The organism is Kitasatospora sp. GAS204B (assembly GCF_029892155.1).
Classification (GTDB): Bacteria; Actinomycetota; Actinomycetes; order Streptomycetales; family Streptomycetaceae; genus Kitasatospora.
Window position 1 is genome coordinate 273,100 of record NZ_JARZAG010000004.1, and the last position, 23,891, is coordinate 296,990.

Here is a 23,891-nt window from a genome sequence, read left to right on the forward strand (position 1 = left end):
CCGGCGCCGATCTCGAGAACCCGCGTGCCCGGTCGCAGCCCGCAGCGGCCGGCCAGCAGGTCGAACACCGCAGCCGGGTACGGTGGCCGGCCTCGCTGGTAGGTGCTCGCTGCGGCGTTGAACGACATCCGGCGGTCCGCAGGTGCCGAGCCAGGCGCCGTCGACTCACCGGTCATGCCGATGCCCCCGACCGGTACCGCCATCGTTCAGCGCTGCATCCGACACGAACGCCCCCAGCCTCGTCGTGATGGCACGGTCAGTTTAAGGAGGTCCCCGGCGATGTCACGTGCTACCGGCGTCGAATGACCTGCGCCTCAGCCCGTTCCACCGTCGCTCGCCCGTAGACGTGGACCAGTGCGAGGTGGAACAGCGCCGGGGCCAGCGGAGCCCAGCGGTGGATGCGGTCCGTGTGCAGCAGGTACTTGGCCACTGTTGCCGCGCGGAACGGCACGTACTCGATGGTCTGGTGCTCCCACCTGTCGGCGACCCCTCGGCTCAGCCGGGCCTGGAGCCCCTCGCGGGTCAACTCGTCCAGGCGCGCGTAGAAGTGGGCGCTCCAATGGCGCTTCTCCACGTCCAGCACGAAGGCCAGGAGCTCGAGGGAATACTCGTGTGGCTCCAGGGACAGCTCCTCCCGCATGCCGCGCCGAGCAACCGCATGGAGGCCCGGTGCGTTCCTGCCGGATGAATCGATGTGCCGGGACATGCCCTCGTTGACGGAGGAGTTCCAGGCGCCCGGTGCCATCCGGACCCGGTCGCTGCGCTGGCTGACGACCAGCAGGTCGTCGGCGGTCACCACGGCGATGTTGACGCCCAAGCTGCACTGCAGGAACGCTGGTGCCTCAAGCGGCTGGTCGGGGTCGAGGTAGCGGGAGCGGAGAGTGGTTCCGTCGGGCAGCCGGCGGTCGAGTTGCTGGGCGGCAAGGAAGGTGTAGTAGTCCGTGGGCCGCAGCCGCAGGCGGACTTCCGGTTGCTCGTCGACGGGCGTCCGGGAGATGTCGAACGACTCGACCGCGTAGCGGAGACCGTTCCAGACCGGCGTTCGTCCTTCCGCTCGGAGCCGAGCGCTTTCGGCCTCGATCTCGCCCCACCAATGCGTGATCTCCGCCGGAAGCCTGGTCTCGCCGTCGAGTACCTGGATGTGCACGCCCTCGGCAGGGATGGGTGTTTCGCCGTCGCCCTCGACGATCAGCGCCGACGTGCGGAGTGGGCCCAGAGAGAAGGTCGTCCACGACGGGCTGTGCTCCTGCCGGAGCCGAAGGCTTCGAACCGCAGTGAGCCAGCGTCTGCGCACCTTGAACCACGTGTCCTGCAGCGGCTGTTGGAACAGCACCGCGAACAGCATCCCGATCACGGCGCCGGCGACCCCGTTGACCACGTCTATTCCGCCCATGCCGCGGAGCCTAGCGGGGGCGGTCGAACCACGGGTCAGCTTTTCTGGTCGAGGCCGAGGCGGACGCGACCACGTGTGCGCCGGTGCCGCTGTCGAGAACCAGGGCCGCGCGTTCACCAGTCCCGCGCGGCCACCAGTGCCTCGACGTCGGCGTCCTCGAACCCGTACGCCGACGCCACGAACCCGAAGTCCTCGCAGATCTCCTCGCGCGCGAAGGTCTCGATCTCGCTTCCCACTGCCTCGAATTCCGCCTCCAGCGCGTTGAACTCCTCCGTGGCCACTTCGGTCAGCGCGTAGAGCGCTGCCAGGTCCGACGGCTGTTCGGCCTCGATCCGTGCGCACAGCCTCAGCAGGATCTCCTTCCCCTTGGTGACGACCTGGTCGGGGAAGTAGTCGTCCTCGAACAGCCCCTTCAGAAACGGATACCCTGCCACCTGCTGGTTCGTGACCGACATGGCGATCCCGCCTCCCTACCGAAGATCCGATGTCCCGATCCTGGAGCACGGCACTGACAGTGGACCGGCTCGAGGGCGAGCTGCGCCACCCGGGTGCCGGTCCAACCGGTGATCACCGCTGGGACGATGGGAGTCCCGTGGCTGGGCCAACTGGCGCGTCAGCCGAAGGAGTAATTGTCAGTACCTGTGGATGAGAAAGACGGCCGGCATGGCTATTTCCTACAGTCTCGACCTGGTGACCCCGGTTCCCGTGATCGAGGTCGCGCAGAAACTTGATGAGGTCGCCCAGTCACTGCGACTGATCGATGCCTCCGTGACCGCCGAAGCGTTGCTCAACGGCACGCTCGCGGTCTACGGCACCTGGATCAGGGTGGTGACGACGAAGCCGGTCCCGTGGGGCGACCCGCTGATCGGCGGCCGTGTCTTCACCCCGACGGTTTCGGTTGTCTTCCGCCTCGACAAGGCGGGCGACATCTCCGGGCAGCAGGACGACATGGTCCGGCTCGCGAGCGGACTGCTGTCCCAGGTGCCTGGCGACGCGGTGCTGCACTTCGACTACGAGGATGTCTGGCTGGTCCGCCAGGACGGCCAGTTGAGCCTGAACGAGCGCTCTGACCTCTGGCCAGCGCTTCGCCTGTCGGGCGTCTCTCTTCCCTATGGTCGGCAGACCCACGAGTTCGTCTTTCCTGAGGACTGAGAGTTGTGGATCGGCTCGTTGGCCGCGATCGCCGACCAGACGTGCTGAGCGAGGTCGTCGACGGGACGATTTCCGTCGACGACCAGGTCGCAGTCGCCACGCAGGGGTTCGACGTGCCGCTCGTGCGCGGCCCGGCGGTGGTTGAGGTAGTTGAGCAGGAGGACATCGAGGGGAAAGCCGTCCCGCAGGCACTTGCGCTGGATCTTCCGGACCAGGCGCAGGTCGGCGGGCAGGTCGACGAAGACGTCGAACCGCGCGCATGCTGCAAGTGGGTTGACATGGCGGGCGAACAGGCCGTCCACGATGACGACGGGCGAGCCGGCCAGCGCGGCGTCGGTGTCGTGGGCGAGACGCGCAAGGTCCAGCGACCGGGGGTCGCCAACGTCCAACCGCGGCACTCCGGTTTCATCGGGTGCCCACACCCCCTGCTCGGGAGCGCGGAAGTAGTAGTCGTCACCGTGGAGTACCCGCACTGGGCCCCGGGGCGTCGTAGCCGCCAGCGCGGTGGCCAGCGTGGTCTTTCCCGCCCCAGCTCCTCCAGTCAGCGTGACCAGCATGTCCTCTCCTCGCTGTCGTGGTGACGCTCGGAGCATCGCATACGACCTGTGGGTTCACGCCACCAGGTCCGAGGAGCGTTCCACTGGCGGGCCCGAGTACCGCGCGGCGCCCCCGGTCATCGACCGGAGGCGCCGCGCCGTGCACTCAACTGACTGACCGTCAGCTCGGGTGCGCCCACCCCGCGTACCGCTGGGCGAAGCGGGTGCCGGTCCCGGCGGTGACCGTGACGTCGTAGCGGCCCTGGGGGTCCAGCGGCCAGTCGATCTTCGCAGTGCGTCCGGCTTCCACCCAGACGGTCTGCGGGGTGCCCGCGAAGTCGTTGCCGGTGGCGGTGAAACTCACCTGGCCGGCGCCGTCGTTGGCCACCTCGAAGCGGATCGAGTGCGGGTCGCGCAGGTCGGCGCTGACGATCGGGACCGCCACGTCCTCCTGCTCCAGGCGGGTCACCGTGCCGGCGAAGCGGGTGACGAAGCCGTCCGCGCCGTGGATCGTGAAGTCGTAGCGGCCGTCGGTGGTCGAGGCGTCCCAGACGTAGCTCTTGCTGGCACCGGGAGCAACGGTGAACGGGGTGCCGGCGAAGGGGAGTTCGATGTTCGGGTAGACGGTGAAGCAGTAGCCGACCGAGCCGAAGTTGGTCATCGTGCAGGTGACCTTGCCGCTCTCGCGGTCCACGTCGATGTCCGCCCAGGGCCGGTAGGGCAGGGTGCGGTGCGGGCGGTCGCCGCGCTCCGGGGCCGGCATCGACTGGGTGCCGGGTGCGGGCAGCGCGACCGGGGGCAGCGAGGAGTTCGCGTCCGCCTTGGCCATCAGTGCGGTGGTGTCGGGGAGCTTCGGGATCGAGAAGTCCGGCTTCTTGAAGTCGAAGCAGCTGGTGAGGTCGCCGCAGACGGTCCGGCGCCACTGCGAGATGTTCGGCTCCTGGACCCCGGTCACCACCTCCAGGAAGCGCAGCACCGAAGTGTGGTCGAAGACCTGCGAGTTGACCCAGCCGCCGCGCGACCAGGGCGAGGCCGCCCAGAGCGGCACCCGGTTGCCCAGGCCGATCGCCCGGCCCTGGGTGAACTCCTCGGGCGTGCCCGCCTCCGGGGTGGGCGGCACCTGGTGGTCGAAGTACCCGTCGTTCTCGTCGTACATCACCAGGAAGACGGTGTGCTCCCAGACGTCCGGGTTGGACATCAGCGACTGCAGCGCCATGTCGACCCAGTGCGCGCCGTAGTCCGGGCTGGCGTTGGGGTGTTCGCAGAACAGGTACGGCGCGACCAGCCAGGAGACGGTGGGCAGCGTGCCGGCCTTGCAGTCCGCGTCGAAGGCGGTGGGGTCGAACTTGGTCATCGCGTTGATGTAACGCGGGTCAGTGGTCGGGAAGTTGTGGAACTGCTTGAAGTACGACAGCGCGTTGTCGTCGTAGTCGCCGGTGCGGTCGTCCTCGCTCGGGTTGTGGTAGACCCGCCAGCTGACCTTGGCGGCCTCCAGGCGCTCGGCGTAGGTGGTCCAGTCGGCGACCGGGTTCTGGGTGACCGGGGTGTTGTCGATCCACGGCCCGGTGGTGCCGTCCTTGCCCGGGCCCGAGGTGCCGGTCCACAGGTAGAGGCGGTTGGGGTCGGTCGGTCCGGCCAGCGAGCAGAAGTAGGCGTCGCAGAGGGTGAACGCGTCGGCCAGCGCGTACTGGTAGGGGATGTCCTCGCGGGTGAAGTAGCCCATGGTGCGCTCGCCCTTGGCGGCCACCCACTTGTTCATCGCGCCGTCGTTGATCGCCTGGTGGCTGGTCGCCCAGTCGTGGGCGAGGCCGGCCGCGTTCTGGGCGTTGTACTTGGTGGTGTCCATCCGGTAGGGCAGCATGGCCCCGCCGTCGCTGCGGCCGGCGTCCGGCTGGCGGAAGACGGAGTCGCCGTTCGGGAAGGTCAGCGCCTGCTTGTCGGCGAAGCCGCGGACGCCGTTCAGGGTGCCGAAGTAGTGGTCGAAGCTGCGGTTCTCCTGCATCAGGATCACCACGTGCTTGACGTCGGTGACGTCACCGGAGTGTCGGGTCCGGCCCTGCGTGCGCTGGGTGGCGTCGGCGGCCTGAGCGGCCTGGGCGGCCTGGGGGAGGCCGACCACGGTGGCGGCAGCCGTCGCGGCGGCGGCGCCGAGGACGACGCGGCGGTTCAACTCGGTCATGGCGGTGGGCCTTTCAGAGCGCGAAGGTCGAGACGGCGGCGGCGGTGTCCGAAGGCCAGCCGTTGGCAGCCGAGTTGGGGTCGGCGGCGGGCCAACCGGTGGCGATCACGTGGGCCTCGCGCAGCTCGATCCGGCCGCTGTCGGCGTAGAGCACGTAGTCGATCCGGTCCTGCGGCTCGGGCTTGCTGCCGCGCTGCTTGCGGGTGGGCGACCAGGTGGCCCCGGGGAACGCGGCGGGGTCCGGGTGCTCCTCGCGGAAGCTGTCGGTCAGGCCGGCGGCCTGCACGGCCTCGGTGACCGGCCAGTTGAACTGCGCGCCGTGGGTGGCGGTGGTCCAGTCGAGGTGCGAGGGGGAGGAGAGCTCGGCGGCCACGATCAGCTCGGCGGGGTGCTCGCCCCGGTGCAGGGCGGCCTGCTGGGCGGCTTGCTGGGCGCTCTGCTCGGCCTTGATCGCGGCGAGAAGGGCCTGCGCCTGCTGGTAGCGGAGCGAGGCGGTCTCGGTGGCGAGCACCTGGGCCGGGGTCTGGCCGTCCTGGATCGCGTACGGGCCGTAGGAGTTCTCGTCCAGGTGCGCCGTCCACAGGCGCACCGAACGGCCGCCCGGCAGCTGCACGGTGACGGCGGCGGCGGGCAGCGCGGCGGTCACCGCGGTGACGGCGGTGAGCGGGTAGCGGCTCAACACGCCGACGCTGCCGGCGCTCTGGTAGGCGTACCAGCCGAGCGCGTCGGCCAGCGCCTTGGCGTTGGTCCCGGCGGTCTCCTGGAGCGCGACCACGTCCCAGCCCTGGGTGAGGATCACCCGCAGCTGCTTCTCGAAGCCGTCGGTGCTGTGGGTGCCGGCGTCCCAGAGGTTCCAACTGGCCACCTTGAGCTGCTGCTTGCCCTTGGCCTCGACCACCGGGACCTGCACGGTGACGGTGTCGGTGGCGCCGGTGCTGTCCTTGACGCCGACGGTGACGATCGCGGGGCGGGCGCTCGGCCGGCCCGGTGCGGTGCCGGTCACCGTGCCGTCGGCGCTGACCGAGAGCCAGGAGTCGCCGCTGACCTTGCGGAAGGTGGGGGTCCCCGGTGCGTTGCCGGCCGGGCGGGCCCACAGCCCCTGGAGTTTGACCTGAACCTGACCTCCGGGCTGGACCGGTGTCGCGGTGAGCGCGTCGACCGCACTGTGCGGCGGGACGACGGCGGGCTTGGGCCTGAAGCTGAACGGCGCCGTCTGCGCGAGGATCCCGTACCCGTCCTTGGCCAGCAGATAGGCCGTGTAGGGCCCGCCGGTCAGCGCGGAGGTGTCGAGGGTGAGGTCGCCGGAGCCGCCGGGGGTGTACTTCCACAGCAGCGAGGAGCCGGTGCCGGGCTGCCGGGTGCCGTCGTAGATGCCGACCCAGTTCTTGGCGTCGGGCGCGTCGGTCGTCCAGTGGAAGGTGAGCTTGTCGCCTTCGTTCGGGCTGGGCGGCGTGCTGAGAGTGAGGGAGCTGCCTGTGGCCACGGGGATCCTGTCCATCGGGTGACGAGGGTGATGGGGGGGTGATGGGGGGCGAGCAGAGTTGGCTGCACAACTCTGCTCACATTCAGGTGATCCATGAGGGCCGGTGCATGAACGAGGTGTGACGGGTAGTCGGGAATCCGCCTAATTCGCCGATTTGACCGTCCAGTAGCGGTTACGGGGCGCAGCCGCGCGAGGAAGGCCGAAGGGGACCGCCGAGCAGGAAGGCCGAGGGGGAACGCCGAGGAGGAACGCCGAAGGGGCTGCCCGCCGTCCGGCGGGCAGCCCCAGTCACAGTCAACCTCAGTGCGTGGCCCGCAGGTTGAGCAGCACCACGCCCAGGATGATCAGCGCGATGCCGGCCAGCTGCGGCCTGCCCAGGTGCTCCCCGAAGGCGACCACGCCTATCGCGGCCACCGCCGCCGTGCCCGCGCCTGACCAGACGGCGTAGGCGACCGAGACGGGGATCTGCTTCAGGGCCTGGCCGAGCAGTACGAAGGAGAGCACGTAGCCGATGCCCACGCCCACGCTCGGCCAGAGCTTGCTGAAGCCGTCGGTCAGCTTGAGGCAGCTGGTGGCGCAGACCTCGCTCATGATGGCGAGGGCGAGTAGGAGGAAGGAGGGCATGGGCCTATTCTCGCGGGCCGGTCAGCGCGGCCAGCATCGGTAGGTCCGCCTCGGTCAGGCTGGCCAGCATCGTGATGCCGGGGCCCTGCGGGATGGGCACCGCGGAGGACGGGACGGCGAGCACCGCGCAGCCGGCCGCGTGGGCGGAGGCGACGCCGGTCGGGGTGTCCTCGACGGCGACGCAGTCGGCCGGGTCGAGGCCGAGGTGGGCGGCGGCGGCCAGGTAGGGGGCCGGGTCGGGCTTGGTGCGCGGGGTGTCCTCGGCGGCCAGGGTGATGGTGAACCAGTCCCGGCCGAGGTGGCTGAGGACCAGGTCGACCACCTGGCGCGGCGAGGCGGAGACCAGCGCGGTGGGCACCGCCGCGTCGCGCAGCTCGGCCAGCAGGGCGAGCGCGCCGGGGCGCGGGACCACCTGGGCGGCGACCCGGGTGATGAACGCCGCGTTGAGCCGGGCGGCGAGCTCGTCGACGCCCGGGGAGGTGGCGACCACGCGGTCCAGGTGGGCCGCGGTGTGCTCGACCGCGTGGCCGAGCACCTCGGGCTGATCGGCGACGGTGAGGGCGTAGCCCAGGCCGGCGGCGATCTCCTCGGTCGCCGACCACCACAGGTGCTCGGTGTCGACCAGGGTGCCGTCCATGTCGAAGAGGACGGCGCAGGGGAGCAGGGAGGTCATGGAGGTGATCACTGCCCCGCGCCGGAACGGACGTCGACCAGGACCGGGCGGTCCGGCAGCGTCACGTCGGCGTTGCCGCCGATCGGCAGCTGGGCGGCCTCCTCGGTGGGCAGGTCGGCCTTGACCGTGGTGCCGTCCGCCAGCCGGACGGTCAGCCGGGTGACCGCGCCCAGGAAGCTGGCACCGACGACCACTGCCGGGCCGTCCACGGCCGGGCTCAGGCCGACGTTCTCCGGGCGGACCAGTACCTCGAGATCACCGGCGACGGGCAGCGTCCCGTCCACCGCGTGGCGGCGGCCGAAGACCTCGACGCTCTCGCCGGCCCGCACGGCCGGGATCCGGCTCATGGTGCCGACGAACTCCGCGACGAAGGCGGTGGCCGGGCGCGCGTAGAGCTCGCTGGGGGTGGCGCACTGCTCCAGGCGGCCCGAGCGCAGCACCGCGACCCGGTCGGCCATCGACAGCGCCTCCTCCTGATCGTGCGTCACGAACAGGGTGGTGATGCCGAGTTCCTGCTGCAGCCGGCGGATCTCCTCGCGCAGGTTGAGCCGGACCTTGGCGTCCAGCGCGGAGAGCGGCTCGTCGAGCAGCAGCACCCGCGGCTGCAGGGCCAGCGCCCGGGCGAGTGCGATGCGCTGCTGCTGGCCGCCGGACATCTGGTGCGGGAAGTGGGCGGCGCGCTGCGGCAGGCCGACCAGCTCCAGCAGCTCCATCGCCCGCTTGCGCCGCTCGTCCTTGCCGACGCCGCGCATCTTCAGGCCGAACGAGACGTTGTCCAGCGCGGTCAGGTGCGGGAAGAGGCTGTAGGACTGGAACACCATGCCCGCGTCACGCTTGTGCGCGGGGATCCTGGTGACGTCCTCGCCGTCGACCAGCACCTCGCCCGAGTCGTGGCTCTCGAAGCCGGCCAGGATCCGCAGCGCGGTGGTCTTGCCGCAGCCCGAGGGGCCGAGCAGCGCGAGCAGCTCGCCGGGGTGCACGGTCAGGTCGAGGCCGTCGAGCGCGACGGTGCTGCCGAACGCGCGGCGCAGCGAGCGGAACTCGACGGTGGCGCTGCCGGGTGCGAGCGGCACTCCGGTGGGGACGGTGGCGGCCGTGGTCATGAGGGGAACTCCTGGAGGAAAGTGCGTGGGGGATCGTACGCGATCGACGATGCGCGTGCGATCAGTGGCGCGGGTGCGATCAGGAACGCGCGATCAGGAACGCGCGGCCTTGCGACCGCGGTTGCCGACGACGGACATCAGCAGCAGCACGACCCAGACGACCAGCAGGCTGATCATCGAGACCGCGACCGACATCTGGCCGTCGGTCTTGCCGTACGAGTTGATCCACACCGAGAAGGGCTGGAAGCCGAGGATCGAGGCGGTGGTGAACTCGCCGAGCACCAGGGCGACGGTGAGCACCGAGGCGCTCAGCAGCGCGCTGCGCAGGTTGGGCAGCACCACCGAGAAGACGGCGCGCGGGTAGCTCGCACCGCAGTTGCGGGCCGCCTCGACCAGCGTCACGACGTCCACGCCGCGCAGTCCGCCGTCCAGCGCGCGGTACGCGAAGGGCAGCGCCATCAGCACGTACGCGATCAGCAGCACCGCCGGGAGGTCGGGGTTCTGGATCGCCACGAAGGTCTGGAAGAACGGCGAGTTCGCGAAGTACTCCGGCCCCCAGCGCAGCACGCCGACGATGCCGGTGGTGAGCGCGACCACGGGGACGACCAGCGGCAGCGAGCACATCACCTCGATCACCGGGCGCAGCCTGGGCGAGCCGAGCCGGGCCGCGAGCAGCGCCGGCACCAGGATCAGCAGTAGCACCACCACGGTGGCGGCGGCCAGCTCCAGGCTGAGGTACAGGGCGTCCAGGAAGCCGGGCGCCCCGAGCAGCTTGGTGTACGCGTTGAAGGTGATGCCGCCGTGGTAGTCGTCGATGCTGAACCAGATCGACGCGCCCATCGGCACGAAGAAGTAGATCGCGGCCAGCAGCAGGACGCCGGCGCGGCCGGGGCGAAGGCGGCCCAGTGCGGTCTGGGAAGTCAGCTGAGCCACTTGGCACTCCGGCGCTGGAGGGGCAGGTAGATCGCCATCACCAGGCAGGCGACCACGATCATGTCGAGACCGAGCGCGAGGGCCAGGTTGCCCTGGCCGACCAGCACGTTGCCGGAGAGCGCGTCGCCGATCTGCATCGAGATCAGCGGGATCGAGCTGCCGACCATCGCCTCGGCGGTCGCGTACGCGGCGAACGAGGCGCCGAACAGCAGCACGTAGCCGCCGAGCAGCGAGGGCAGCAGCACCGGCAGCGCGACGTGGCGCCAGTACTGGAAGGTGGTGGCGCCGTTGTTCGCCGCCGCCTCGCGCCACTGCACCCGCAGACCCTCCAGGGCCGGGGTGATGGTGAGGATCATCAGCGGGATCAGGAAGTAGAGGTAGACGACCGCGAGGCCGTCGAAGGTGTAGAGGCTCCAGCCGTACTTCTTCAGGCCCAGGCCGGTGGTGACCTCGCCGGCGTTGCCGAGGGTCGCGACGAACATGAAGGCCAGCGGCACGCCGCCGAAGTTGGCCAGCACGCCGGAGCCGGACTGCACCGCCTCGCGCACGAAGCGCCAGCGGGAGGTGGCCACCGCCTGCGCCAGCGGCAGGCCGATCACGGTGCCGATCAGCGCGGTGAGCGCCGACAGCTTCACGCTGCCGAGCAGCGCCGTGAGGTAACCGCCCTGGAGGGAGGCGGTCAGGTTGGACATGGTGAAGGTGCCGCCGCCACTGGGGGCGTCGGGCGAGGTGGTGAACGCGCCGATCGCGATGGCGATCGCGGGCAGGCCGAAGCCGACGGCGAAGAACACCATCAGCGGCAGCGCGCCGAGCCAGGCGCGGTTGCCACCGGCGCGGCGGCGCCGGCTGGCCGTGGGGGCGGCCGGGGAAGCGGGAGTTGCGGTACCGGGGGTCCCCCCGCCGCCGCTGATGTCAGCGGCGGCGGAGGTCGGCACCGGGGTGGGAGCCGTAGTCATCGTGTGGGTCAGCCCCCGATGGCCTTGGACCAGTTGGCCGTGATGGCGGCCTTGGCAGCGTCCTGCTGCGCCTGGGTCGGGAAGGTGGTGAACGGCTTGGCGATGGCCGGCAGCTTGGCGACGGCGGCCGCGTCCAGGGTGCCCGCGGTCTTCATCGAGTCGAACAGCGCCGGGGTGGCGTAGCCGCCCAGGAAGCCGTTCTGGCCCTCGGCGCTGTAGAGGTACTCCTCCCACAGGCGAGCGGCGGCCGGGTGCGGCGCGTACTTGCTGACGGCCTGGTTGTAGAACTGGGCGAAGCTGCCGTCCGAGGGGATCGACACCTGCCAGTCGATGCCCTTGCTGGCGTACTGGGCGGTGTAGCCGGTGTTCAGGTACGACCAGTCGATGGTGATCGGGGTCTCACCGTTCTGCACGGTCGCGGAGGTGGCCTCGACCGGGTTGAAGTTGCCGGCCGCCTTCAGCTTGCCGAAGAAGTCGATGCCGGGCTGGATGTTGTCCAGCGAGCCGCCGTTGGCGAGCGACGCGGCCCAGACACCGCTGAGCGCGGCGTTGGCCTTGGTCGGGTTGCCGTTCAGCGCGACCATGCCCTTGTAGGCCGGGTTCAGCAGGTCGGCGAAGGTCTTGGGGCAGGGGTTGACCTTCTTGGCGTCGCAGCCGATCGAGACGTAGCCGCCGTAGTCGTTGTAGCTGGTGGCGTCCGAGGCCTTCATCGAGGCCGGGATCTGGTCGTAGCCGGCGACCTTGTACGGGGCGAAGAGGCCCTGCTGGGCGCCGGAGATGGCGAAAGCGGTGCCCACGTCGACCACGTCGGGGCCGCGGTCCTGGCCCTCGCGGGAGGTGATCGCGTTGATCTCGTCCTGGCTGGTGCCGTCGGGGTTCTCGTCCTCGATCTTGATGCCGTACTTCTTGGTGAAGCCGTCCATCAGGACGCCGTAGTTGGCCCAGTCCCGGGGAAGGGTGATGACGTGGAGGTTGCCCTCCTTCTTGGCGGCCGCGACCAGCGCGTCCATCCCCCCGAGGTCGGCGGCCGAGGTGGCGGTCTTCGCGCTCTTGCCGCCGCTGCTGCTCGCGGTGGAGGAGGTGGCGGAACCGCAGGCGGTGAGAGAGAGCGCTGCGCAGGTCAGCACCGCCGCGACGGCGGCGATACGGGCACGGTGCACGGTCACGGGAGGATCTCCTGGATCGGGGTGCGGCAAGGTCGCAAGGGCGTCGCACGGCAGGAATTCGGGGCTGCTGCTGCGACGGGGAGAGGAGCCGGGGCCAAGTTGGCCAGCCAACTTTGTCCGACGTGGGACAGTACGCCGGACCTTGGTGACCAGGAGGTGAACGGGCGCCCCAGAACAGGGGTCGGCTGCGGGAACGGTGGAGTGGGGTCGGTCGATACCCGTCCATCTGGCGTGCGAACGGTCTGCGCGAAGCCGATAGGGTCGGGACCGTCCTGAGCCGCTGGTGCGCGGGACACTGAAGTAGGAGGGGGTCCGGTGGGAGGCACGGTGACTTCGAGCGTGACGCAGCTGGACGACCAGGAGGGCCAGGACGGCCCGTCCGGCGGTGCGCTGTACCGCCAGGTCGCCGCGGATCTGCGGGAGGCGATCACCACCGGCGCGTACGGCGAGGCCGGCCGGCTGCCCGCCGAGGGCGCGCTGGCCGAGCGGTACGGCGTCTCGCGCGGCACGGTGCGCCAGGCGCTCGCGGTGCTGCGCGCCGACGGGCTGGTGACCTCGCGCCGTGGCACCCGCCGGGTGGTGCTGGGCAACGCCCGGGTGCAGAGCTTCTCGGAGCTGCTCAGCTTCACCCACTGGGCGCGCGCACTGGGGGAGGAGCCGGGGGGCCGGCTCGAGTCGCTGGTTCGGCGGCCGGCCGACGCCGCCGAACGCGAGCAGCTGCGCCTGGAGCCGGGCGCCGAGGTGTACGTGACGCTGCGGCTGCGCACCCTGTCCGGCACCGCCGTGATGGTCGAGCGCACCGTCTACCCGCCCCATGTCGGCGTGCTGGTCGCCAAGTTGCCGCCGGACGTGGTCTCGCACACCGAGCACCTGCGGGAGCACGGCATCCTGTTCACCGACGCCGACCACACCATCGACGTGGTGGCCGCCAACGCCGAGGACGCCAAGCTGCTCGGCTGCCGGCGCGGCGCCCCGCTGCTGCGTGAGCGCCGCCGCACCACCGACCCCACCGGCCGCCCGGTGGAGTGGTCACAGGACCGCTACCTGCCCGGCACGGTCTCCTTCAGCGTGCACAACTCGATGGTGACGTCCGCGCTTTCGCGGCACGCGCGGACGTCCGACGACTAGCCGGCGGCTGTCCGGTCCGCCGGGTTCAGTGGTCCATCAGCCCGGCCAGCAGCTCGCGGAACTCGGCGAAGGTCGGCGTGGCCGCATCCGCGACCTTCGCCTGGTCGTCCCACCGCCGCAGTGCCACCGCGTCCGCCGCGCCGGGCAGTTCGGCGAAGGCCGCGGCCTGCTCGGCGCCCATCGGGCCGCCCTGCACCCGCAGCGTGTACTCGGAGGCCTCGGAGAGCTGGGCCCGGTAGGCGGGTTCGACCGTGCAGAGGTAGCGCTTGGCGGCCACGTGCAGCCTGATCGGCTCGGTGACCTCGGGGCCGAACCACTGGGCCAGCCAGTCGGCGCCGGTGTCGCTGTGCCGGTTGTCCTGACCCAGCATCAGCTGACGACCCGTCACCACGCCCTTGAAGTGGCCGATGTCGTGCAGCAGTGCGGCTGCCACCAGGTGGTCGGGGGCGCCGCTGCGCTGGGCCAGCACGGCGGCCTGCAGCATGTGCTCGGCCTGGGTGACCGCCTCGCCCAGGTACTCGCCCGCGCCCTCGACCTCGAAGAGCGTCTGCAGCTCGTCCAGCGCGGCCGCGCGCCGGTCCAGCACCGCGAGGGTGGAGGACAGCGAGTCCAGGTCCGCGTAGCACCCTTGCAGGTGGCGCCGCCCGTCCTGCTCGAAGGCGGTGCGGGCGTGCAGCAGCCGGGTGTTGTCGAAGATCAGGCAGTCGCCGGGGGCGAGCCGGAAGTCCAGGCGCAGCGCCGGGCGCAGGGTGATCTCGGCGAACTTCCGGTAGGCGCTGTAGAAGGCGGTCAACTCGGTGGCGGGCAGCTGGAGTCGACCGATCGAACGGTTGTTGAGCCGCACCTCGCGGATCCGCCCGAGCGGGTCGACGTCGATCAGCGGGCGGTCGGCGTGCAGCTCGGCGCTCCGGTCGCGGAAGGTGAACGGGACCAGGGTGCGGGTCAGCACGGCGAAGTCCTCGGGTGCCTGCGCGCGCAGCAGGGCGGCCGCCCGGAAGCCGTCGACCAGGCCGGAGTCGCCGCCGGTGGCCGAGTTCTCCAGGCAGTGCAGCAGCTGCAGGGTGGGGACCGGGTCGCGGTACGGGTTGTCGGTGTGCGGGGCGATCTCCGCGCTGGTGAAGGCCAGGTTGTTCGGGTCGGGCTCGATCCGCACGTCGAACAGCTCGCCGTAGTTGGTCGTCCGGACGTAGCCGAAGCTGCCCGCCACCGCCAGCACCTGCCGGTCCACGATGGGGACCTCGCGCAGCACCGCGAAGCCGAGCCGCTGCACGGCGCGCAGCACGGCGGCCTGCTCGGCGGGGTCGGTCGAGTAGTCCGCCCAGCGCGCCTCGGGGATCCCGGCGGCGAAGTCGGCGGCCTGCCAGAGCCGCTTGCCCGCCTCGGTGCGGCGGTCGTCCTCGACCTCGGTGGTGAACCAGTCGAGCGGGTAGCGCGAGCGGTGGCCGTCGTTCCAGAGCACCTCCAGGCGGCCGTTCAGCTCGGTGGCCGCCGCGATGGACAGCTCGGCGGGCAGGTCGGTGATCTGGAAGTACTTCTGGCCGTTGCGCGGGTCGCGGCAGTCGGGGCAGCCGCAGTTGTCGCGCAGCCAGTAGGGGGAGAGGGAGGCGGTGGCATCGGACATGGCGGGCCCTCCGGAAGGCGGTGTCCATCAGGGAGAGTGGCCAAGTTGGCTATACAACTTGACCTCGTCTGGACCCTTTCGAGCGCCGATGAGCAGCATGTGAACGGCGGGTGGCGGGCGCTGGAACAGCTGTGGGCCACCGCGGCGGCGGCGGGGTCGCGGCAATCGGGGCCGGTGGTGCGGCCGCCCGAGCCCGGCGGACCGAGGGGTGCGGTCCGCCGGGCACGGGTTGCGGCTCACCGGCGGCGACGGCGTCCGGCACGTCGGAGGGCGGTGAGCGGCCCTGGTGCGGCCGGACGAGCTGGGCCGAGGAATTGCGCGCGATCGACGACTTGCTGACCGTAGTCAAGCATGGCTGTCATGTCCGGTCAATCAAGTTGTCGCGATCACCGGCCGTTCCGTTCACACTCTTTGATGACGCGTCAGAATCCGGTCCCGGACCAGCGTCCCCCTGGCGGGTGATCGCGCGCCGCCGGAGTCGTAGAGTGCGGGCATGACGGAAGGCGCGGTACTGCACATCAAGGGCCGGATCCTGGTCGGCCCCGACGAGGTCCGGGACGAACTCTGGGTGCTGGACGGCCGGGTGAGCTACCAGCGGCCCGCCGGGGCCCGCGATGTGCGGACGGTCACCGGCTGGGTACTGCCCGGCCTGGTCGACGCGCACTGCCACGTCGGGCTGGACGAGCACGGCGCGGTCGACGAGGCCACCAGCGAGAAGCAGGCGCTCACCGACCGCCAGGCCGGCACGCTGCTGATCCGCGACGCCGGCTCGGCCGCCGACACCCGGTGGATCGACGACCGGGAGGACCTGCCGAAGATCATCCGGGCCGGCCGGCACATCGCCCGCACCCGCCGCTACATCCGCAACTACGCGCACGAGATCGAGCCCGGCGACCTGACCGCCTACGTGGTGCGCGAGGCCCGGCGCGGCGACGGCTGGGTCAAGCTGGTCGGCGACTGGATCGACCGGGAGCGCGGCGACCTGGCCGCCTGCTGGCCCGGCGACGCGCTGGCCGAGGCGATCGCGGCCGCGCACGCCGAGGGCGCCCGGGTCACCGCGCACTGCTTCGCCGCCGAGTCGCTGCCCGACCTGCTGGCGGCCGGCATCGACTGCGTGGAGCACGCCACCGGGCTGACCGAGGAGCTGATCCCGGCCTTCGCCGAGCGGCAGGTGGCGATCGTGCCGACGCTGGTCAACATCGCGACCTTCCCGAAGCTGGCCGACGGCGGCGAGGCGAGGTTCCCCGCCTGGGCCGCGCACATGCGCCGGCTGCACGAGCGGCGCTACGACACGGTGGGCGCCGCGCACGAGGCGGGCGTGCCGATCTACGTCGGGACGGACGCGGGCGGCTCGCTCGCGCACGGCCTGGTCGCGGCCGAGGTGGCCGAGCTGGTCAAGGCCGGCCTGAGCACCACCGAGGCACTGTCGGCGGCCAGTTGGGGAGCGCGCTCCTGGCTCGGCCGCCCCGCGCTGGCCGAGGGGGCGCCGGCCGACCTGGTGGTGTACGCGGCGGACCCGCGCGCGGACGTCCGGGTGCTGGCGGACCCGCAGCTGGTGGTGCTGCGGGGGAAGGTGACGGGCTGACCGGCTGTCCAGCTGGGCCGATAGAGTGAGGGGCATGGCACCGCGTCCCTTGCACGAGATCGTCGAACCCGGTTGGGCCCAGGCCCTGGAGCCGGTGGCCGGGCGGGTCGCCGCCATGGGCGAGTTCCTGCGCGGCGAACTGGCCGCCGGGCGCACCTACCTGCCGGCCGGGCCGGACGTGCTGCGCGCCTTCCAGCAGCCGTTCGCGGACGTCCGGGTGCTGATCGTCGGTCAGGACCCCTACCCCACGCCCGGGCACGCCGTGGGCCTCAGCTTCTCGGTCGCCCCGCAGGTGCGGCCGATCCCCGGCAGCCTGATCAACATCTACCGCGAGTACGGCCAGGACCTGGGCTTCCCGCCGCCCGCCAACGGTGACCTCATGCCGTGGACCCAGCAGGGCGTGCTGCTGCTCAACCGGGCGCTGACCACCGCGCCCGGCAAGCCGGCGGCGCACCGCGGCAAGGGCTGGGAGGAGGTCACCGAGCAGGCGATCCGCGCCCTGGTGGCGCGCGGCACCCCGCTGGTGGCGATCCTCTGGGGGCGGGACGCGCGCAACCTGCGCCCGCTGCTGGGGTCGGTCCCGGCCGTCGAGTCGGCGCACCCGAGCCCGATGTCGGCGGACCGCGGCTTCTTCGGCTCGCGTCCGTTCAGCCGGGCGAACGACCTGCTCGTCCGCCAAGGCGCGCAGCCGGTTGACTGGCGACTGCCGTAGCACGCACCGGCATTCCTCCGTCCATGCATTTTCCGGCGTCTCCGGCGTTCAGATCAGGAGGTCGAAGAGCTCGAAGGCTTGGTCCCACTGCTCGGTGGCGGGACGGCGGGTTTCCGGGGCGATCGTCTTGAGGGCGCGGCCGAGGGCGATGCTGAGGCCGCCGGCGAGCAGTGGCAGCCGGGCTTCGGTCTCCTCGGAGGCGTCCATCCCGAGGGCGGGGCGGGCGGCGATCTGGTCGAGCAGGGGGCGCAGCTCGATCTCCTCGTCCAGTTTCTTGAAGGCGTGGATGCTCTCCTGCAGGCCCTTGGTGACGGGGAGGTCCTGAGGCTGGATGATGTCCCGGTCGTTGGCCTTGGCGTTGGCCGTGCCGATGACGAAGAGGTCGTAGAGTTTGGCGTCCACGAAGTCGCTGTAGCGCTTGAGGTCGTTCTTGCTGACGTCGAGGCCGGCTGCGGCTCTGAAGAAGTGTTCGAACTTGGCAACTCCCATGACGGGCATGCGATTCACCTTCTCCTGTAATGGATGAGCGGGTGTCAGCGGATTCCGGGGGATCCCACCTCCCTGAGGTGTTCGTGGACCAGGCGGACGGCCATCGAGCCTTCGCCGACCGCCGAGGCCACCCGCTTGACCGAGCCGCTGCGGACGTCGCCGGCGGCGAAGATTCCGGGGCGGTCGGTCTCCAGGGCGAACGGGGTGCGAGCGAGGTGGCGCCAGAGTTCTGCGGGGGCAGCGCCGGCCAGGTCCTGTCCGGTGGGGATCGAGCCGTGCGGGTCGAGGCGGATGGTGCCGACGAGCCAGGAGGTGCGGGGGCGCGCGCCGATGAAGACGAACAGGGCGTGCACCTCCAGCACACGCTGTCCGCCGGAGCGGTTGTCCCGGACCACGACCGACTCGACCCGATCGGTGCCGGTGACTTCCTGGACTTCGGTGTGCAGCATGACCTCGATCCTGGGGTGCTGGGTGATCCGGTCGACCAGGTAGCGGGACATGCCGGCAGTGAGGTCGCCGCCGCGGACCAACAGGTGGACGCTGGGCGACTGGGCTGCCAGGAAGAGCGCGGCCTGGCCGGCGGAGTTGCCGCCGCCGACGACGGCCACCGGGTCCAGGCGGCAGGTCCTGGCCTCCCAGAGCGTGGCGGCGTAGTGCACCCCGACGCCCTCCAGCCGGTCGACTCCCGGTGCGGGCAGGCGTCGGTAGCGGGCGCCGGTGGCCACCACGACCGCGTGGGTGGAGATCGCGGTTCCGTCGGCCAGCCGGATCAGATGGTGCCCGCTCTCCTGTTCCAGGCCGACGGCCTCGGCGGGGACGGTGATCCGGGCGCCGAACCGCCCGGCCTGGAGGACCGCGCGTTCGATGAGCTCGACCCCCGAGATGCCGGCCGGGAAGCCGAGGTAGTTCTCGATCCGGGAGGAGGTGCCGGCCTGGCCGCCGGTGGCCACCGCGTCCAGCACGACGGTGGCCAGCCCCTCGCTGGCTCCGTAGACGGCGGCGGCCAGACCGGCCGGTCCTGCGCCGACCACCAGAAGGTCGCAGACCGTCGCCACCGCAGTGTCGGTGCGCAGGCCGATCACCCGGGCCAGGTCGGCGTTGGAGGGATTGCGGAGCACCCGGTCGCCGCGCCACACCACCACCGGCGTCTCCTCGGGCGTGATGCCGAGACGGCGCAGCAGTGTCTCGGCCTCGGCGTCCTTCTCCAGATCGACCCAGCGGTGCGGGAGCCGGTTGCGGGCGGTGAACTCCAGCAGTCGGCGGGTGTCCGGTGAGAAGGCGGAACCGATGATGCGAAAGCCGGTCCCCTGCCCGGCGAGCAGGATGCGGCGCCGCAGATAGGCGCGCAGGATGAGGTCGCCGAGCACGGGTTCACGGGCGAGCAGGTCGGGCAGGTTCGACCAGGGCACCGCCAGGACTTCGCCCCGTTCGCGGACCACGGCGGTGAGGACGGCGGCCTGGCCTTCCAGCAGGCCGAGCTCGCCGAGGAAGGACCCGGGGCCGTGCAGTTGGAGGGTTCTCTCCTGCTCGCCGTGACCCTCGACCACGGCGACCGTGCCACTCAGGACCACGAAGAACTCCCGGCTGGGCTCGCCCTCCCGGAAGAGCAGCTCACCTTCGCGGACCCGCCGCCGTTGCCCGCTGGCGCTCAGGACAGCGATCTGATCGTCCGTCAATCGCGGGAAGGCGCCGTAGGGGTCCGGTGTCGGCGCGGGCGTGGGTCGGTCGGTGGTCACGTGACTCCCTCAGTCAGGCGGCTTGGGCGCGGTCCGCCAGGGCCTTCTCCACCCACTGGCGCAGCGCCGGGGCGGGGGCGGCTCCGGCCTGGCGGGCGACGGGCCGGCCGTGGTCGAGGACCAGCAGGGTGGGCACGGCCTGGACCTCGAAGCGCTGGGCCAGGGCGGGCGACCTGTCGATGTCGACCTTGACGAGTTTGATCCGCCCGGCCAGTTCGGTCGCGACCTGTTCCAGGGCGGGGCTGACCATCCGGCAGGGGCCGCACCAGGTCGCCCAGAGGTCCACCAGGACGGGCAGTGCGGCCTGCTCGACGACGGCGGCGAAGTCGTTGTCGCCGGCTTCGGTGATCCAGGGCAGCGGGGTCTGGCAGTTGCCGCACCTGGGGCGCCCCTGTGCGGCGGCGGGGAGGCGGTTGGCCTTTCCGCAGTTGGTGCAGCGGACGGTGGTCGTGGCACTCATGGCTACTCCTGCGGCTCGTCCTGGAAGCTGACGACCAGCTCGCCGTCCCGGGCGTCGACGACGATGGTCACGCCCTCGTGGACGTCGCCGGCGAGCAGTGCCCGTCCGATCTTCGTCTCGACCTCGTGCGAGATGAAGCGGCGCAGCGGCCGGGCGCCGTAGACCGGGTCGTAGCCCTCCGCGGCGATCAGGTGGCGGGCCTCCTCGGTGAGGACGAGGGAGATCCGCTGCTCGCCGAGGCGCTTGCGCAGGTCTTCCAGCAGCAGGTCGACGATGCGCTCGATCTCGGCCAGGCCGAGCGGGTGGAAGAGCACGATGTCGTCGACGCGGTTGAGGAACTCGGGGCGGAAGTGCCGGCTGAGTTCACCCATCACGAGATCCCGCACCTCGGGTTTGATCTCGCCGCCGGCGGTGGCGTCCTGGATCAGGTACTGCGACCCGATGTTGGAGGTCATGATGACGACGGTGTTGCGGAAGTCGACGGTGCGGCCCTGGGCGTCGGTGATCCGACCGTCGTCCAACACCTGGAGCAGGGTGTTGAAGACATCGGCGTGGGCCTTCTCGACCTCGTCGAAGAGGACGACGGAGTAGGGCTTGCGGCGTACGGCCTCGGTGAGCTGGCCACCCTCCTCGTACCCGACGTATCCGGGGGGTGCCCCGACGAGACGGCTGACGGTGTGCCGCTCCTGGTACTCGCTCATGTCGAGGCGGACCATGTTGTTCTCGCTGTCGAACAGCGCGGTGGCGAGGGTCTTGGCGAGTTCGGTCTTCCCGACGCCGGTGGGGCCGAGGAAGATGAAGGAGCCGATCGGCCGGCGCGGGTCGCGCACGCCCGAGCGGGCCCGGATCACCGCGTCGGCGACCAGTTGGACGGCCTCGTCCTGTCCGATCACCCGCTGGCGCAGGATCTCGTCCAGGCGGAGCAGCTTCTGCCGTTCGCCTTCCTGCAACCGGCTGACCGGGATGCCGGTCCAGGCGGAGACGATCTCGGCGATCTCGTCGGCCGTGACCACCTCGCGCAGCAGTCGGTTCTCGCCCTGCTTGGCGGCGAGTTGCTCCTCCTCGGCATCCAGGCGGCGCTCCAGTTCGCTGATGGTGCCGTAGCGCAGCTGGGCGGCGCGATTGAGGTCGTAGGCGCGTTCGGCCTCCTCGGCGTCCTGCCGGGCGCGTTCCAGCTCCTGGCGCAGTTCCTGGACGCGGCGGATGGCCTGGCGTTCGGCCTCCCACTGGGCGTGCTTGGAGTCCAACTCGCCTCGCAGGTCGGCGAGTTCGCGCCGCAGATCGGCCAGGCGGGCGCGGCTGGCCGGGTCGGTCTCCTGGGCGAGCGCCGCCTCCTCGATCTCCAACCGGGTTGCCCGGCGGGTGAGTTCGTCGAGCTCGGCGGGCATCGAGTCGATCTCGGTGCGCAACCTTGCGCAGGCCTCGTCCACCAGGTCGATGGCCTTGTCGGGGAGGAAGCGGTCGCTGATGTAGCGATGACTGAGGGTCGCGGCGGCGACCAGGGCGCCGTCCTGGATCTTGACGCCGTGGAAGACCTCCAGGCGCTCGCGGATGCCACGCAGGATGGAGATCGTGTCCTCCACGCTCGGCTCGTCGACCAGGACGATCTGGAACCGGCGTTCGAGGGCGGCGTCGGACTCGATGTGTTTGCGGTACTCGTCCAGGGTGGTGGCGCCGATCATGTGCAACTCGCCGCGGGCCAGCATCGGCTTGAGCATGTTGCCGGCGTCCATCGCGCCCTCGGCGGCGCCCGCGCCGACGACGGTGTGCAGCTCGTCCACGAAGAGCAGGATGCGTCCCTCGGCTCCCTTGACCTCGGCCAGTACGGCCTTGAGCCGTTCCTCGAACTCGCCGCGGTACTTGGCGCCGGCAACCAGCGATCCCATGTCCAGGGCGAACACGGTCTTGTCGCGCAGCCCTTCGGGGACGTCGCCGCGCACGATCCGCTGGGCCAGGCCCTCGACGATGGCGGTCTTGCCGACGCCGGGTTCGCCGATCAGCACCGGGTTGTTCTTGGTCTTGCGGCTGAGGATCTGGATCACCCGGCGGATCTCGGCGTCGCGGCCGATCACCGGGTCGAGGCGGCCGGTGCGGGCGTCGGCCACGAGGTCGCGGCCGTACTTCTCCAGCGCCTCGTAGGCGGCCTCCGGGTTGGCGGAGGTGACCCGCTGGTTGCCGCGCACCCGGGTGAGGGCGCTCAGGAAGGCGTCCTTGGTGATCCCGTGCTCCGCCAGTCGGCGCCCGGCGCCGGTGGCCGAGCCCTCCTCCACCAGGGCGAGCACCAGGTGCTCGGTCGAGACGTACTCGTCCTTGAGTCGTCTGGCCTCCTGCTCGGCCGTGTCGAGGAGCCGGGCGAGGCGCTGGGTGACCGTCACCTGGCCGGGTGCGGCGCCGGGACCGGTGGTGCGCGGGCGTTTGGCGAGGTCGGCCTGGACGGCGGTGCGCAACGCGGCCGGGTCGGCGCCGGCCTGCTCGAACAGCCGGGGCGTCAGGCCGTCCTGCTGGTCGAGCAGGGCCAGCAGCAGGTGTTCGCCGTCGACCTGGTTCTGGCCCAGGCGCACCGCGACGCTCTGCGCTTCCTGGAGGGCTTCCTGGGACTTCTGGGTGAGGCGGTTCATGTCCATGGGATTCGCTCCTTGGCGGCCCGCTCGCGGTGGCGCAGCGCGCTCTCCAACTCGTCGATGCGGTCGAGCAGGTCGAGGACGAGCCCGATGGCGGCGTAGTTGAGGGACAGTCCGGTCCGCAGCCGCTGGGCCCGGGCGATGGTCGCCGGGGCGCTGGTGCGGAACCAGAACCGGCCGAGGCGGTCCCGCTCGGCGTCCACCAGCCCCAGGGCGACGAAACGGCGGACCAGGTCGGGTGACAGGCCGCTGTGGTGGGCGACGCTGTCCAGGGACAGCCGGTACGGGTCGGGGCGGTAGATCCGCACGAGTGGGTAGCGAGCACCGGTGTCGGCCGGTCCGATGCCTTCGGCGGGAGGACGCTGCTGGGCTCTCATGTCTGCTTCCTCGGGTCAAACGTCGACACTGCGGCCAGTTCCTCCAACAACTCGCGCTCGCGCGGGCTCAGCGAGGGCGGCACCATCACCCGGATCTCGGCGTAGAGGTCACCGGGGGAACCCTTGGGGTTGGGCATCCCCTCGCCTCGCAGTCGTAGCCGGCGGCCGGTGGAGGTGCCCGGTGGGACGTGGACCTTCGCGGTGCCGCCCGGCCCGCTGACCGGGATGGTCGCCCCGAGCGCGGCCTCCCACGGGGTGACGGGCAGGTCGACATGGATGTCGCGACCCGAGAGGCGGTAGCGCGGGTGCGGGGCGATCCGCACCACCAGGTAGAGGTCCCCGGCGGCGCCCTGGCCGCGGCCCCGGCCGCCCTCCCCCGCGAGCCGGATCCGCTGTCCGTCGACCACGCCGGCCGGGACGTTCACGTCATAGCTGCGCCCGCCGCCCGGCCCGTCGAGGGTGATCTTCCGTCTGCCGCCCCGGTAGGCCTCTTCCACGGTGAGCGTGAGTTCGGCCTCCTGGTCGGCGCCGGGGACCGGCCCGGCACGCGCTCGGCCGGCCGGGCCCGCTCGGCCACCGAAGATACCGCCGAAGAGCTCCTCGAAGTCGACATCGGACGTGTCGTACTGCCCTCCCGTCGTCCAGACCCGCGCGCCCCCTCGGCCACCCGCCCCGGCGTACCCGCCCCTTCCCCCGAAGCCCTGGGCGGCGGCCGCCCGTTCGTCGTAGTCCTCGGGGATCTGCCGGAAGTCGGGGCCGAAGCGGTCGTACCGGGCCCGGGTGTCGGGGTCGGAGAGCACGCTGTATGCCTCGTTGAGCTCCTTGAAGCGGTCCTCGGCGGCCGGGTCCTTGTTCACGTCCGGGTGGTAGCGGCGGGCCAGGGTACGGAACGCCTGCTGGATCTGGGCCGCGTCGGCGGTCCTCGGGACGCCCAGCACCTCGTAGTAGTCGCGGGCCATGGCGT

Annotated in this window: 22 protein-coding genes; 4 read left to right on the top strand and 18 right to left on the bottom strand. The window is 71.3% G+C overall.

Annotation, left to right across the window (positions count from 1 at the left end; genetic code table 11):
• Positions 1 to 289: 289 nt before the first annotated feature.
• Positions 290 to 1,345, bottom strand: a complete 1,056-nt coding sequence (locus P3T41_RS08125; RefSeq protein WP_280688917.1) for a hypothetical protein — start codon at positions 1,343 to 1,345, stop codon at positions 290 to 292.
• 161 nt (positions 1,346 to 1,506) lie between these two features.
• Positions 1,507 to 1,848 (bottom strand): DUF5713 family protein, encoded by a 342-nt coding sequence (locus P3T41_RS08130; RefSeq protein WP_280688918.1) that lies wholly within the window; start codon positions 1,846 to 1,848, stop codon positions 1,507 to 1,509.
• A gap of 208 nt (positions 1,849 to 2,056) precedes the next feature.
• Here P3T41_RS08130 and P3T41_RS08135 point away from each other — a divergent pair, with 208 nt between their 5' ends.
• Positions 2,057 to 2,545, top strand: coding sequence for a SitI3 family protein (locus tag P3T41_RS08135; RefSeq protein WP_280688919.1), 489 nt, complete (start codon positions 2,057 to 2,059; stop codon positions 2,543 to 2,545).
• Here the strand turns inward: P3T41_RS08135 and P3T41_RS08140 are convergent.
• From P3T41_RS08140 to P3T41_RS08180, 9 genes are all read right to left on the bottom strand, one after another.
• Positions 2,503 to 3,102: a hypothetical protein gene (locus P3T41_RS08140; protein WP_280688920.1), complete on the bottom strand. Its 600-nt coding sequence runs from the start codon at positions 3,100 to 3,102 to the stop codon at positions 2,503 to 2,505. The genes P3T41_RS08135 and P3T41_RS08140 overlap by 43 nt on opposite strands.
• Positions 3,103 to 3,262: 160 nt before the next feature.
• Positions 3,263 to 5,260 carry a phospholipase C, phosphocholine-specific gene (locus P3T41_RS08145; protein ID WP_280688921.1) on the bottom strand — a complete coding sequence of 666 codons (1,998 nt, stop codon included), beginning with the start codon at positions 5,258 to 5,260 and terminating at the stop codon, positions 3,263 to 3,265.
• Between the two features lie 13 nt (positions 5,261 to 5,273).
• Positions 5,274 to 6,743: an endonuclease/exonuclease/phosphatase family protein gene (locus tag P3T41_RS08150; RefSeq protein WP_280688922.1), complete on the bottom strand. Its 1,470-nt coding sequence runs from the start codon at positions 6,741 to 6,743 to the stop codon at positions 5,274 to 5,276.
• A 300-nt stretch (positions 6,744 to 7,043) separates the two neighbouring features.
• On the bottom strand, positions 7,044 to 7,367 hold the full coding sequence (locus P3T41_RS08155; protein ID WP_280688923.1) for a multidrug efflux SMR transporter: 324 nt from the start codon (positions 7,365 to 7,367) through the stop codon (positions 7,044 to 7,046).
• Positions 7,368 to 7,371: 4 nt separating this feature from the next.
• Entirely contained in the window at positions 7,372 to 8,040 is a 669-nt protein-coding gene (locus P3T41_RS08160; protein ID WP_280688924.1) for an HAD family phosphatase, read from the bottom strand.
• 8 nt (positions 8,041 to 8,048) lie between these two features.
• On the bottom strand, positions 8,049 to 9,143 hold the full coding sequence (locus P3T41_RS08165; protein ID WP_280688925.1) for an ABC transporter ATP-binding protein: 1,095 nt from the start codon (positions 9,141 to 9,143) through the stop codon (positions 8,049 to 8,051).
• A 93-nt stretch (positions 9,144 to 9,236) separates the two neighbouring features.
• Positions 9,237 to 9,983, bottom strand: a complete 747-nt coding sequence (locus tag P3T41_RS08170; protein ID WP_280689053.1) for an ABC transporter permease subunit — start codon at positions 9,981 to 9,983, stop codon at positions 9,237 to 9,239.
• A gap of 80 nt (positions 9,984 to 10,063) precedes the next feature.
• A complete protein-coding gene (locus P3T41_RS08175) occupies positions 10,064 to 11,032 on the bottom strand; it encodes an ABC transporter permease subunit (protein WP_280688926.1) in 969 nt (322 codons plus the stop codon).
• Between the two features lie 8 nt (positions 11,033 to 11,040).
• Complete coding sequence (locus P3T41_RS08180) at positions 11,041 to 12,198, bottom strand: ABC transporter substrate-binding protein (protein WP_280688927.1); 1,158 nt, start codon at positions 12,196 to 12,198, stop codon at positions 11,041 to 11,043.
• Between the two features lie 327 nt (positions 12,199 to 12,525).
• Here P3T41_RS08180 and P3T41_RS08185 point away from each other — a divergent pair, with 327 nt between their 5' ends.
• Entirely contained in the window at positions 12,526 to 13,326 is an 801-nt protein-coding gene (locus P3T41_RS08185) for a GntR family transcriptional regulator (protein ID WP_280688928.1), read from the top strand.
• 25 nt (positions 13,327 to 13,351) lie between these two features.
• On the opposite strand, the gene P3T41_RS08190 is transcribed toward P3T41_RS08185, so the two are convergent.
• Positions 13,352 to 14,947 (bottom strand): phosphonate degradation HD-domain oxygenase, encoded by a 1,596-nt coding sequence (locus tag P3T41_RS08190; RefSeq protein ID WP_280688929.1) that lies wholly within the window; start codon positions 14,945 to 14,947, stop codon positions 13,352 to 13,354.
• 493 nt (positions 14,948 to 15,440) lie between these two features.
• On the opposite strand from P3T41_RS08190, the gene P3T41_RS08195 reads away from it, so the two are divergent.
• Both P3T41_RS08195 and P3T41_RS08200 read left to right on the top strand, forming a co-directional pair.
• Entirely contained in the window at positions 15,441 to 16,532 is a 1,092-nt protein-coding gene (locus P3T41_RS08195; protein WP_280688930.1) for an amidohydrolase family protein, read from the top strand.
• 34 nt (positions 16,533 to 16,566) lie between these two features.
• Positions 16,567 to 17,244 (top strand): uracil-DNA glycosylase, encoded by a 678-nt coding sequence (locus P3T41_RS08200; protein ID WP_280688931.1) that lies wholly within the window; start codon positions 16,567 to 16,569, stop codon positions 17,242 to 17,244.
• A 48-nt stretch (positions 17,245 to 17,292) separates the two neighbouring features.
• Here the strand turns inward: P3T41_RS08200 and P3T41_RS08205 are convergent, their stop codons facing one another.
• Genes P3T41_RS08205 through P3T41_RS08230 form a run of 6 tightly spaced genes read right to left on the bottom strand, consistent with a single transcriptional unit; the run spans position 17,293 to position 23,886 of the window.
• Complete coding sequence (locus tag P3T41_RS08205; RefSeq protein WP_280688932.1) at positions 17,293 to 17,742, bottom strand: DUF1931 family protein; 450 nt, start codon at positions 17,740 to 17,742, stop codon at positions 17,293 to 17,295.
• A 35-nt stretch (positions 17,743 to 17,777) separates the two neighbouring features.
• Positions 17,778 to 19,469, bottom strand: a complete 1,692-nt coding sequence (locus tag P3T41_RS08210) for a cyclic nucleotide-binding domain-containing thioredoxin-disulfide reductase (RefSeq protein ID WP_280688933.1) — start codon at positions 19,467 to 19,469, stop codon at positions 17,778 to 17,780.
• 13 nt (positions 19,470 to 19,482) lie between these two features.
• Entirely contained in the window at positions 19,483 to 19,929 is a 447-nt protein-coding gene (trxA, locus tag P3T41_RS08215; protein ID WP_280688934.1) for a thioredoxin, read from the bottom strand.
• 2 nt (positions 19,930 to 19,931) lie between these two features.
• Positions 19,932 to 22,553, bottom strand: a complete 2,622-nt coding sequence (gene clpB, locus P3T41_RS08220; protein ID WP_280688935.1) for an ATP-dependent chaperone ClpB — start codon at positions 22,551 to 22,553, stop codon at positions 19,932 to 19,934.
• A complete protein-coding gene (locus P3T41_RS08225) occupies positions 22,544 to 22,927 on the bottom strand; it encodes a chaperone modulator CbpM (protein WP_280688936.1) in 384 nt (127 codons plus the stop codon). Before P3T41_RS08225 ends, clpB begins: the two co-directional genes overlap by 10 nt.
• Positions 22,924 to 23,886 carry a J domain-containing protein gene (locus tag P3T41_RS08230; RefSeq protein WP_280688937.1) on the bottom strand — a complete coding sequence of 321 codons (963 nt, stop codon included), beginning with the start codon at positions 23,884 to 23,886 and terminating at the stop codon, positions 22,924 to 22,926. The genes P3T41_RS08225 and P3T41_RS08230 overlap by 4 nt, the downstream gene beginning before the upstream one ends.
• Positions 23,887 to 23,891: the final 5 nt, after the last annotated feature.